The 11,475-nt window shown below is 53.4% G+C and carries 8 protein-coding genes and 1 pseudogene; 1 reads left to right on the plus strand and 8 read right to left on the minus strand.

All coding sequences use genetic code 11. From position 1 onward, the window contains the following. The 8 genes and pseudogenes from HEQ50_RS11910 to HEQ50_RS11945 form a co-directional block, all read right to left on the minus strand. Positions 1-342, minus strand: a pseudogene (locus HEQ50_RS11910) (signal recognition particle-docking protein FtsY); the annotation flags it as partial. Beyond that, complete coding sequence (gene smc, locus HEQ50_RS11915; protein WP_168900720.1) at positions 342-3,896, minus strand: chromosome segregation protein SMC; 3,555 nt, start codon at positions 3,894-3,896, stop codon at positions 342-344. The pseudogene HEQ50_RS11910 and the gene smc, both read right to left, overlap by 1 nt. A 12-nt stretch (positions 3,897-3,908) precedes the next feature. Next, a complete protein-coding gene (gene rnc / locus HEQ50_RS11920) occupies positions 3,909-4,604 on the minus strand; it encodes a ribonuclease III (RefSeq protein ID WP_168900721.1) in 696 nt (231 codons plus the stop codon). Between the two features lie 130 nt (positions 4,605-4,734). Further along, positions 4,735-4,986 carry an acyl carrier protein gene (acpP, locus tag HEQ50_RS11925; protein WP_168900722.1) on the minus strand — a complete coding sequence of 84 codons (252 nt, stop codon included), beginning with the start codon at positions 4,984-4,986 and terminating at the stop codon, positions 4,735-4,737. A 92-nt stretch (positions 4,987-5,078) separates the two neighbouring features. Then, complete coding sequence (gene plsX / locus HEQ50_RS11930) at positions 5,079-6,113, minus strand: phosphate acyltransferase PlsX (protein ID WP_168900723.1); 1,035 nt, start codon at positions 6,111-6,113, stop codon at positions 5,079-5,081. A 13-nt stretch (positions 6,114-6,126) separates the two neighbouring features. Next, positions 6,127-8,160: an ATP-dependent DNA helicase RecG gene (gene recG / locus HEQ50_RS11935; protein ID WP_168900724.1), complete on the minus strand. Its 2,034-nt coding sequence runs from the start codon at positions 8,158-8,160 to the stop codon at positions 6,127-6,129. Between the two features lie 613 nt (positions 8,161-8,773). After that, positions 8,774-10,465, minus strand: coding sequence for a DAK2 domain-containing protein (locus HEQ50_RS11940; RefSeq protein ID WP_168900725.1), 1,692 nt, complete (start codon positions 10,463-10,465; stop codon positions 8,774-8,776). 32 nt (positions 10,466-10,497) lie between these two features. Next, complete coding sequence (locus tag HEQ50_RS11945) at positions 10,498-10,860, minus strand: Asp23/Gls24 family envelope stress response protein (protein ID WP_020088996.1); 363 nt, start codon at positions 10,858-10,860, stop codon at positions 10,498-10,500. A 239-nt stretch (positions 10,861-11,099) separates the two neighbouring features. On the opposite strand from HEQ50_RS11945, the gene rpmB reads away from it, so the two are divergent. Next, entirely contained in the window at positions 11,100-11,285 is a 186-nt protein-coding gene (gene rpmB / locus HEQ50_RS11950; RefSeq protein WP_125575175.1) for a 50S ribosomal protein L28, read from the plus strand. Positions 11,286-11,475 lie beyond the last annotated feature (190 nt).

Genomic DNA, 11,475 nt, shown 5'->3' on the forward strand with positions numbered 1-11,475 from the left:
GGCACGCGTTGGCGTCGCGGGGTGCGCAACGGCCGTGCTGGCATCGTCGGTCGGCGTTGCCGCGGACTGTTCCGCTACGGCCGCTGATGACGGTGCTTCACTGGCGGCTGCCGATGATTCGGCAGCGACACTGCTCTCGGATGCCGGGGCAGCCGATTCAGCGGGTGTCGGTTCAACCGCACTGCTGGCGGGTGCGCTGGCACTGCTTGACGCTACCGGTGCGGCGCTTTCCGTAGTCGCTGCGCTGGTCGCTTCTGGTGTCGCACTACTGGCGACCGATGCTGGCGCCTCACTGGCGGGTTCCTTTTTAGCCCGGCGCCGAAAAATATCAAATAATCCCATTAGGATTGCTTCCCTTCCGTAGTGGTTTCGTGATCCAGATCCACGGCGACCATCTTGGAAACGCCGGACTCCTGCATCGTCACGCCGTAAAGAATATCGGCTTGCACCATCGTTTCCTGACGGTGGGTGATCACGATGAACTGAGTCTGATCTTGGAACTGGTGAATATAGCGGGCGAAGCGGGTTACATTGGCCGGATCAAGGGCCGCTTCCACTTCGTCCAAAATGCAAAATGGGACGGGTTGAACCTGTAAAATAGCAAATAATAGCGTAATTGCGGTCAGGGCCCGTTCTCCCCCGGAGAGGAGTCCCATGTTCTGGAACTTCTTGCCCGGCGGCTGTGCCATGATGTCAATGCCCGTGGTCAGGAGGTCGTGCGGATCGGTGAGGACCAGCTCGGCCTTCCCACCACCGAACATCTGTTGAAAGGTCGCGGCGAATTTGGCCGCAATCTGATCGAAACTTTGTTTAAAACGCCGTTTAACCTGACCATCGAGTTCGTCCATAGTCGCCGTCAATTGGTCGCGTGCCGTCAGGAGATCATCCCGCTGCTTGGTCAGAAAATCATAGCGCTCACGGACCTCCTGGTATTCGGCAATCGCGTTCACGTTGACGGACCCAATCTCATCGAGGCCCTTCTTGAGCAATTTCAGTTGAACAGCCAGTTCGTTATCCGGCAGGTCGCTGACCTCCTGCTCGGCCCCTGCTAGACTCAACTGGTACTTCTCGGCCAATTGAGTCTGTTGCTGGTCGATCAACGCCGCCAACCGCGTCTGCTGGACTTGGGCCTTCTGTAGGTCATCGTTGGCCAGTTGTAACAGTCCACTGGTACGCTGATTGGCGGTCTCGGCCGTGGCCAGGTGATCGTTGACCGTGGTCAGTTGCCTATCGGCCGTCTTCAACTGGGTCTCAATCCGTTGCCGATCGGTCTGTGCTTGGACCAACTGCTGCTTAGCAGCCGCTGGCGTCAAGGCTTCTTGCTGATCCAACTGCTGCAGTTGGGCGTTCAACTCAGTAATCTGGCCCTGCGCCGTTTCAATCTGTTGACGCAAATCGGCACAGCTCGTACGTTGTTGTTGTTGACGTTCCTTAGCGGCGGCCTGCCAAGCTTGCTTTTCCGTCAACTGTTTCTGCTTGGTGGTCTGTTCGGCCGTCACCGTCTCAATCTGTTGTTGGACGGCTTGGACCTGCTTTTCGGTCGCCGTAATCTGCTTCTCACCGGTCAGAATCTGTTCAGCCAGATGGGCATCCTGTTGGTCATCCCCGGCATTCTTCGCCTGATCAATATCCAACTGGGCGGCCTTAACCTGGCGGCTGGCCTGACTCAGCGTTGTCTGGGCATTCGCCAGATCATCATCCAACTGCCGACATTGTGGCTGAAGCTGATTAATCTTCACTTGTAAAGTTTGGCTGCGTTGCTCGCTGGTGACGAGCGCATCACGTGCCGCCTTGATTTTAGCTTCCTGTTCTTGGAGTTGTGGCTTCATCTTGGCAATTGACGCCTGCAGTTGCTGTAATTCCTGTTGCTGACGGAGAACACTGCTGCGATTCTGCCGATTTTGGCCACCGGTAATCGCCCCACTGGCGCTGACCACGTCACCGGCCAGACTCACGACACGATAACGGTGATGAATCTGCTGGCTGATGGCCACCGCGGTGTCTAAATCCGCCGCAAAGATGGTGGTTCCCAACAGATAGGCCAAAATAGCCTGGGCCCGCGCGTCAATCTTGACCAGCTCACTCCCAATGCCAAGGAATCCCGGCAATTGGGCCACCTGTTGACGGGTGGTCCGGTCAATCTGACGACCCCGGATGGCCGTCAATGGGAGAAACGTTGCGCGACCGGCCCGCTGTTGACGTAAATAGCCCACGGCCTGCTTCGCCGTGGCTTCATTGTCAACGACCACTTGCTGGAGCTGACCACCCAGGGCGTATTCCACGGCCGCCGTATAACGTTCCGGCACATCGAGGAGTTCCGACACGGCACCCAGGAGGCCAGCGAACTGCTGGCGTTGTTTAAGAATCGCCCGGACGCCCTGATAAAAGCCGCCATATTCCGCCGAGGACGCCTGCTGACTGGCAGCCTTGGTCTGTGCGCGCTGGTAGACCTCTAGCGCCGCCTGCCAGTTGTGTTGAAGCTGACGATAGGCCTGCTGCTGGTGCTGGTAGCGCCCGGCTTCCTGATCCAATGCCTGTTCGGCCGCATTCAAGGCCGCCTTATGGCTGGTTGCAGCCTGTGTCGCCGCATCAACTTTGGCCTGTGCCTGTTGTTCGGACGTCCGCAAATCCGCGATCTGCCGCGCCACGCGTTCCCCCTGTTGGAGGAGACGTTCCTGATTTTGCTGGATGTACTGGCGCTGATTCCGCCAATTGGCCACCGCCTGTTTCTGATCGAAATAGGCGGTCCGCAAGTCCTCCAACCGGGACCGTAGATCGGTCAAAGTTTGGGGTGAGGTGGCGGTTACCAACGCCCGAATCTCTTGCTTGGCCGTTTTTACTTGTGCCGTCAAATCCTGTAGCGCCTGTTCCGTGGTAGCCAACTGGTGACGATTGCGCACAACATCCGCCGTGAGCTGTTTGATCTGGTCCGCCGCGGCCTGGCGTTGTTCGTCTTGATGCCGCTGTTGCTCACCGGACAAGTTCACCTGACCCTGACACTGTTCGACCTGCCGGGTAGCCGCCACGAGCTTAGCTTGCAACGTATCCTTTTGGGCCAACAGGTCGGTTTGTTGCTGCTTCAACCGCTGGACGGTCGCCGTCTGGTGTTGCTCGGCAGATTGGTGACTGGCGACTTGGCGTTGCTTTTCGGCGACCGCCTCATCAGCCGTTCCCTTTTGGGCCAATTCCGTATGCAACTGCCGGACTAACTGGGTCTTCTCCAACAGCGCGTACTTCTTCTGCTGGTCCAGGTAGTCTTCAGCCAGACTGCTCTGTTCCTCGAGCGGTTCCAATCGGCCTTCCAACTCCGCAATGATGTCCTCAACCCGGTGGAGATAGGTCATGGTCTCCTCAAGTTCGCGCTGGGCCTTTTCCTTATGCTTCCGGTATTTATAAACCCCCGCAACCTCTTCAAAGATATTGCGCCGGTCCGCCGGTTTGCTATTAAAGATGGCTTCCACGCGCCCCTGCGAAATGATCGAAAAGGAGTCTTGCCCCATTCCCGAATCCATCAACAGTTCCGTAATGTCACGCAACCGACAGCTCTGACCGTTCAACTGATACTCGCTTTCACCAGAACGGTAAAGAATCCGGCTGATGGTTAATTCCGTGTATTCACTCTTCAGATAGTGGTCACTGTTATCCAGCGTAATCGCCACGGCCGCCCGGTTTAACGGATGGCGATCCGCCGATCCCGCGAAGATGACGTCGGGCATCTTGCTCCCCCGTAAGCTCTTCGCGGATTGTTCCCCCAAGACCCAGCGGACAGCTTCTGAGATATTACTCTTCCCACTTCCGTTAGGGCCGACGATGCCAGTCATTCCCGGCAAAAAGTCAATTCGGGTTTTATCTGCAAAGGATTTGAACCCGCTAATTTCTAATGTCTTTAACCGCATCGTTAGTCATCCTTACTCTGTTTTCAAATTATCCAGGGCGTGCCGGGCCGCATTCTGCTCGGCATGCTTCTTTGAGTGGCCGTGGCCCTCACCTAATTTCTGATTATCCACGTAGACCGCCACTTCAAACGCCCGGTCATTGTCGGGACCCTCTTCATCCAGCAGGCGGTAGTCGATATCGACCGTCCCGTTCTTCTGAACCAGCTCCTGGAGTTCCGTCTTGTGATCAAAGAATTCATCGAACCGGCCCTCATCCAGCTTAGGGAAGACCACCGTCGTCACAAATTCCACGACTTTATCCAGGCCTTGGTCCATGTACAGTGCCCCAATAAAGGATTCGAAAATATCACACAACAGAGAGTCCCGTTGCCGGGCTTGCGCCTTCTCTTCACCCCGACCCAAGCGAATATACTGGTCGAAGTGACACTCACGCGCAAAACTGGCAAAGCTCTGTTCGTTTACCATCGCCGCCCGCAGTCGGGTTAACCGACCTTGCGGCATGTTCGGATACCGCCGGAAAATGTAATTGGAAACGACCAATTGCATTACGGCATCCCCTAAGAATTCGATTCGCTCGTAGAATTTGAGTCCCTGATTGGGATGCTCGTTAACGTAAGATGCCTGCGTAAACGCCTCATCCAGCAAGGATTGATCCTTAAAATGAATATCAAAGTTGTCTCTTAATTCTTGATTTAATCCAACAATCACGCGTTAATTCCCTCATTTCTATTTTGTTTCATGACTTAATCGTTCAGCCTGAACCCAACCATTCAGCGAATCTTCCATTTTGATTGAAAAAGCCCGGGACAAAAAGGTGCGGCCCGGACTCACTCAGTACTTATTTTGCTTCGGCTTGGTGGGCAACGATGTAATCAACCACTTCGCCAATGGTCGTCAATTTCTCGGCATCCTCATCGGAAATCTCCGCATTAAACGTGTCTTCTAGTTCCAAGACAAATTCCACGAAATCAATCGAATCGGCATCCAAATCCTTCTTAAAGTTCAGCTGTTCGTTGATCTGATCCCGTTCAACCTCAAACCGATCGGCAATAATGTCCGCAATCTTGTCAAAAATTTCTGCTCTTGTCATATCTAATCCCTCGCTCACAGTATTCAATAAGTAGTCTAACCGTTTTGGCAGACCTTGTCTAGCAAATTAATCGTGCATCCTGGGTCCGGCGCCTACTTCAAGGATTCCTTCAACGCCGCCATCTCATCGGTATGGTCCGCAAAATACGAGACGAGTTGGTCGGCGCTCTTGGTCGCCACCAATTCACGGATTTGGCCAATCGTGTTCTTGACGGTCGGGGCCTTGCTGGAGCCGTGGGTCTTGACGACCGGTGCCTTGAGTCCTAAGAGGACCGCACCACCGTACTGGGAGTAATCCATGGCACTCTGAACGTTCTTGAAAACCGGCTTTAACAGGCCGGCCCCAATCTTACCACCCAAGCCACCACTCATAATCTCACCCTTGATGAGCTTGAGCATCGATAACGCCGTGCCTTCAATGGCCTTGAGCGTGGCATTTCCGGTAAACCCATCGGTCACGACCACGTCCGCCGCGCCATTCAGGAGTTCCCGTGATTCTACGTTGCCGATAAAGTTTAGGCTGTCGATCCCCGCCAAGGCCTGGTAGATGGCTTGATGGGCCATATCACCCTTGTCGGCTTCGGTCCCATTGTTCAGGAGGCCAATCCGCGGTTGCTTCACGTGCATAATGGCCTGCGCGTAATACTGCCCCATCACGGCGTATTGCACCACGTTAAATGGCTTAGTGTCGGCGTTAGCGCCCACATCGAGCATGACAAAGCTCGATTGGTCCGGCTTACGTAGCACGGGCAACGTCGTGGTCAATCCCGGCCGATCAATGCCCTTGATCCGGCCCACAATCAGCAGTCCTGCGGCCAGAACCGCACCGGAATTTCCGGCGGAGAAAAAGGCATCCGCGGCCCCTTCCTTGACCGCCGTTGCGGCCAGCACGATGCTTGACTGCTTCTTGCGGCGGATGGCACGTACCGGTTCATCCTCCATCGTAATGACCTCGGGGGCCGGAACTAGCTTAATCCGCGTATCGTCTTGAATCAGGGGCTTAACCTGTTCTGCTTGCCCGTACACTAAGAACTCAACGTCACTGTAAGCATCGCGTGCTTGTTCCACTCCTTTAATAATTTCAGTGGGGGCATAGTCGCCACCCATTGCGTCAACGGCAATTTTCATAATTCGTCTCCTTCTAATCCATGGTTGTATTCTGATGGGCCGTCGTACTGAGGAAGGCGGCCAACGCGAGATTAGCGTCTTTTTCCGCCCAATTAGCAGACGCCACCGTTTCCTTAGCGGCCTGCTGGGCAACACTCAGGATATTCAGATCCGCCACGGGGTCGCCCACTTTAAAGTCGGGTACTCCGGACTGTTTCTTACCCAGAATATCACCCGGGCCCCGTAATTCCAAATCCTTTTGCGATAACACGAAGCCATCGTTGGTCTGGGTCATCGTCGTCATCCGTTCCACCGCCAACTCGTTCTTGGGATCGGCAACCAGAATGCAGGCCGAGGCCTTCTTTCCTCGACCCACCCGGCCACGTAGCTGATGCAGTTGGGCCAAGCCAAAGTGATCGGCGTCATAGATCAACATGACCGTCGCGTTGGGCACGTCGACCCCCACCTCAATCACCGTGGTGGCCACCAGCACCTGAAACTCGTTGGCCTTGAAGGCATCCATGACGGCATTCTTCTCATCATTTTTCATCCGGCCGTGCAACAAGCCAACCCGATACGTCGGTTCAAATTCTTCTTTAAATCGCGCGTAAATGGCCTCGGCATTCTTCATGTCCACGGCCTCTGATTCCTCAATCAGCGGCGTGACCACGTAGGCCTGCGAGCCACTACTCAGTTCAGCCTTGACCTGCCGCAACGTCGCGTCCACCTGATTACTGCGGATCCATGAGGTCTTGATCGGCTGACGGCCAGCCGGCAATTCGTTAATCACCGACACGTCCATTTCCCCGTAGGCCGTAATGGCCAGCGTCCGAGGAATCGGCGTTGCCGTCATCGCGAGCACATCGGGTTGTTGGCCCTTCTCGCGCAAGGCTTGCCGCTGATTCACTCCAAAACGGTGTTGTTCATCGATCACCGCCAGACCAAGCCGGTGGTAGGTCACTTCCGGCTGGATCAGCGCGTGCGTTCCCACAATCAGGTTCACCGTGCCGTTGGCAATCTGGGGTAACAACGTCTTCCGGGCCGCCGGTTTAGTCGCCCCGGTCAATAGCGCCACGTTCACTGGAGAATCCGCAAACAACTTGGCTAAATTATTAGCGTGCTGCTCCGCTAAAATTTCCGTGGGCGCCATCAGGGCCGCTTGGGCCCCAGCCGTAATGGCGGCGTACATGGCAATCGCCGCCACCACGGTCTTGCCACTCCCCACATCCCCCTGCAGGAGGCGGTTCATGTGGATGGGCCGTTTCAAATCGAAACAGATCTCGTTGACCACTCGCTTCTGCGCGGTCGTCAATTCGTAGGGTAAGGCCGCGATGAAATCCTTAAGCTTGGCCAGATCGTACGCCAGCGTCTGCCCGTGAAGCGTGTGATCCTGTTGCTTCACAATCTGAAGCCGCGTTTCAAAGAGGTAAAACTCCTCAAACTTCGCTGTGCGCCGGGCGGCTTGAGCGGCGGCATCACCATCCGGAAAATGCATGTCGTGAATCATTTGGCGGCGGTGCAACAGCCGGTACTGCACCCGTAACGGCTCGGGAATCAGGTCAACAATCACCGGCGCGTAGGTGGCGTAGGCACTCTCCACGAGTTTTTGAATCGTGCCCTGCCGCACTTCCTTATTCGCCGGATAGATCGATCCCATCCTGCCATCGGCACTGGCAATAATCTTCATTCCCGCCAGGCTCTGGCGTTTGGCATCGAACCGACCATAGACAGCCAGCTCATTGCCCACCTCAAGCTTATCCTTCAACCAGGGTTGATTGAAGAAGGTGACGGGGATAATGGTATGTTCATCCAGCAATAGCCGGAAGTTCAGCCGCGTCTTGCGCCGGCCGAATCGTGAAATGACGGGAGCGGCGGCCACGGTTCCCTTTAACGTCACCTTCGCTTGATCGGTTAATTCGGTCGGGTCCTTGGCCTGCAGGTCCTCATAGCGAAAGGGAAAATACGTCAGTAAATCATTTACGTTTTCAATGTCCAGTGACTTTAACGCCTGGGCGCGTTTCGGTCCGACGCCGGCCAATTCACTGACCGAATCATTTAAGCTCACCATGCTGACACCCCTCCCATCGATTTTCTTGGTTACAATTATCTTTTCAATTTCAGTGGTTTACTCAGCTGACATAGCGATCTCACTATAAATTAATCGACACCCACCACCTACGACAGCCAGAGATTCCAGCGCTGTGGGGATCGCCTGCGGCCTAAGAAGCGGTCCTCCGGCTCGGTTTGAAGCCGGACCAAGACCGTCAGTCTCCAAACACGTCCCGCGATGTAAGCTGAATATCAGCTTACATCGCTTTCACGGCTGCTTCCATCTCTGGCTGTCTCCGGTTACAACGATGATTAGCAACTGAGTTAGTGCTAGCATCGCTGAGCAAGTGGCTCTCATCCCAAAGTAGCTTATTTCTAAATGGCCAGGATTGAATCGAAACCAGTTAACAATTGAATTGAAAACTAACCCGTACAACTCGCTATAGGCATTTCTACCACTTTAGCCTAGTTTTTGTAAACGGCCGTCTAATCCATCTAAGCAATGTCACTATTCTTACGTTTATTTTACGACTTTCCCGTCCGCACGACTAGGCCGAACATCCGGGCATTAACCCACAGTAACACGAAAGAGGACCGGGACAATCGTCCTGGACCCCTTTGGTTGTGAGCTATTATTCCACAGAAATCAGGAATGGGTAGACCGGTTGGCCCCCACTGTGAACTTCCGTTTCTAAATCGTCGTCTAAATCTTCTACGGCCGACTGCAATTGATCCGCAACGTCTTCCGTCGTATCGGCACCATAAATAATGGTGACAATTTCACTGTCATCATCGAGCATGGCCTTGACCGTCGCAACCGCCGTCTTCAACAGATCCGCATCGGTCACCTTGATGGTCCCGTCAACGATCCCCATGAAGTTGCCTTCCTTGATGTCAAAACCATCAAGTTCGGTATCGCGAATGGCATGAGTCACCTGACCACTCTTCACGGCCGCCAAATTTTCTTCCATGGCGGCTTGATTGTCGTCCAGTTTTGCATCCGGATTGTACCCCAACATTGCGGTCATCCCTTGGGAAACCGTCTTGGAATGCACGATCACGGCCGGAATATCCGCCACCTTAGCCGCCTGTTCCGCAGCTAAGAAGATGTTCTTGTTGTTGGGCAACACAATGGCGCGTTTGGACTTGCTATCATTGATGGCGTCCACGATGTCCTGTGTACTTGGATTCATCGTTTGTCCACCGTTGACCACGTGCGTGACGCCCAGGCTCTTGAAGAGGGTGGCTAACCCGTCACCGGCAGCGATCGCAATAATCGCCGTATCAGCTGGGGCTTCCGCTTCAGCGACCGGTGCCGCCGTTTCGGCAGCTTCTTCATCGTGTTCCATGATGGTTTCTTGTTGCATCCGCATGTTGTCGACCTTGACCTTCGCTAGGTCACCAAATTCTTGGCCCCAAGCAATGACCTTACCTGGATGTTCGGTATGGACGTGAACCTTCACAATCTCTTCATCATTAACGACCAACAGAGAATCGCCTAAGTCAGCGAGATACTTGTAGAAGGTATCGTAGTCAAAATCATGTTGGACTTGTTTCCCACGACCAATCCGCACCATAATTTCGGTACAGTAGCCGTATTTGATGCTATCGGGATCGAGCTTACCCTGTACACTTTGGTGGTGCGCAGCGTCGATCATTTCGTCCATTTCGGCATCATCGGGCTTGTAGTCGCCCTCCTCGGCCACCCGACCGTTCAACGAATCGTTAAAGGCCTCAAGCACAAACGTCAACCCCTGACCACCGGAATCGACCACACCGACCTGTTTCAAGACCGGTAGGAGATCTGGGGTCGTCGCCAAAGCGGCCTTGGCAGCTTCGTAGACGGCATCCATCACGGCTAAAATATCATCGGACTTCTTAGCGGTGTTTAAACCGGCCTGAGCGCCCTCGCGAACCACCGTGAGGATAGTTCCTTCAGTTGGCTTCATCACGGCCTTATAAGCCGTTTCAGCGCCGGCTGCGAACCCGTCGGCCAGGTCTTGCGCCGTTAAGGTCTGCTTGTCAGCCAATTTCCGAGAAAAGCCCCGGAAGATCTGCGACAGAATAACGCCGGAATTTCCCCGCGCCCCCATCAGTAGACCCTTGGCGAGAGCCGTTGCTAAAGCACCCACGGCGTCAGTATCGGCATCGCGTTCGTACTTGGCCCCACTCTGCAGGGACAGGCTCATGTTGGTTCCAGTATCCCCATCAGGAACGGGGAAAACATTCAATGAATTAATAAAATCGGCATTCTGGTTTAGCTTTTGCGAGGCGGCTTGGACCATCTTACCAAACTCAAGATTAGTAATTTCTGTTACTTTCAACTAAGTATCCTCCTTGATTTCAGTACGTCTGGCTAATCAGCCAACACCCGCACCCCTTGAACAATGACGTTAACGGAGTTCGCCGTTACGCCGAGCATCGTTTCTAGGTTATATTTGACTTTAGATTGCACGTTCCGTGAGACTTCGGAAATTTTTGTCCCGTAGCTCACGATCACGTAAACATCGATGGCCACGCCGTTTTCTTCCTGGCGTACAACCACTCCGCGGGCATAATTCTCCCGCCGTAAGATATCATTTACATTATCACGAATCTGATTTTTACTTGCCATGCCCACGACACCATAATTATCAGTCGCGGCACCCCCAACTACGGTCGCAATCACTTCATTTGTAATATCAATTGTTCCGTACTGAGTCTTAATCTTTACGGCCATGGAAATAGCCTCCTTATTCTGAATAGACAATCTTAACAGAAATTAATCTTACCACAACCACGCCAAAAATAGAAATAGGAAGACTGAAAAGCTGACTGGAAAGGGAAATAGGTGTCAAGTAGATTTCCTTGAAAGAAAACATTGCGTTCCACAAAAGAGTATGGTAAATTAGTCAGGTGAGCAAAAAGCACTGCTTTTAAAAAAAGTAATGAATGAATCAACAAAGGAGGGTTTACGCCATGGCAAAGGATTTTATTAACGGCAAGCGGACGCGTTTCGGTAACAAGCGTTCTCACGCTTTGAATTCAAGTCGTCGCGCTTGGAAGCCGAACTTACAAAAGGTTCGCATCTTAGTGGACGGTAAGCCGAAGAAGGTCTGGGTTTCTGCTCGGACTTTGAAATCAGGTAAGGTAACCCGCGTCTAGTTAAACGGACACGGTTAAACGAAAAAAGCGAGGTGGTCAGGTTTACCTGGGCTCCTCGCTTTTTTCGTGCACGCGTCTCCCCTCCATATTAAGGTTCTAAAATATCTGTTGTTGGTAATCAATTTAATTGATTACTGGCAACGGATATTTTTGTATACTGTGTAGAGTAAAAAAAGTGTATAAAAAAGGG

Origin of the sequence: Lactobacillus sp. HBUAS51381, from assembly GCF_012641095.1 — a bacterium.
In the GTDB taxonomy this organism is placed as follows: Bacteria; Bacillota; Bacilli; order Lactobacillales; family Lactobacillaceae; genus Levilactobacillus.

What these genes read in the sequence shown, in the direction of transcription:
- acpP (WP_168900722.1), bottom strand. Translation starts at nt 4,986, where the DNA reads ATGACAAGAGCAGAAATTTTTGACAAGATTGCGGACATTATTGCCGAT.
- plsX (WP_168900723.1), bottom strand. Translation starts at nt 6,113, where the DNA reads ATGAAAATTGCCGTTGACGCAATGGGTGGCGACTATGCCCCCACTGAA.
- smc (WP_168900720.1), bottom strand. Translation starts at nt 3,896, where the DNA reads ATGCGGTTAAAGACATTAGAAATTAGCGGGTTCAAATCCTTTGCAGAT.
- recG (WP_168900724.1), bottom strand. Translation starts at nt 8,160, where the DNA reads ATGGTGAGCTTAAATGATTCGGTCAGTGAATTGGCCGGCGTCGGACCG.
- HEQ50_RS11945 (WP_020088996.1), bottom strand. Translation starts at nt 10,860, where the DNA reads ATGGCCGTAAAGATTAAGACTCAGTACGGAACAATTGATATTACAAAT.
- rpmB (WP_125575175.1), top strand. Translation starts at nt 11,100, where the DNA reads ATGGCAAAGGATTTTATTAACGGCAAGCGGACGCGTTTCGGTAACAAG.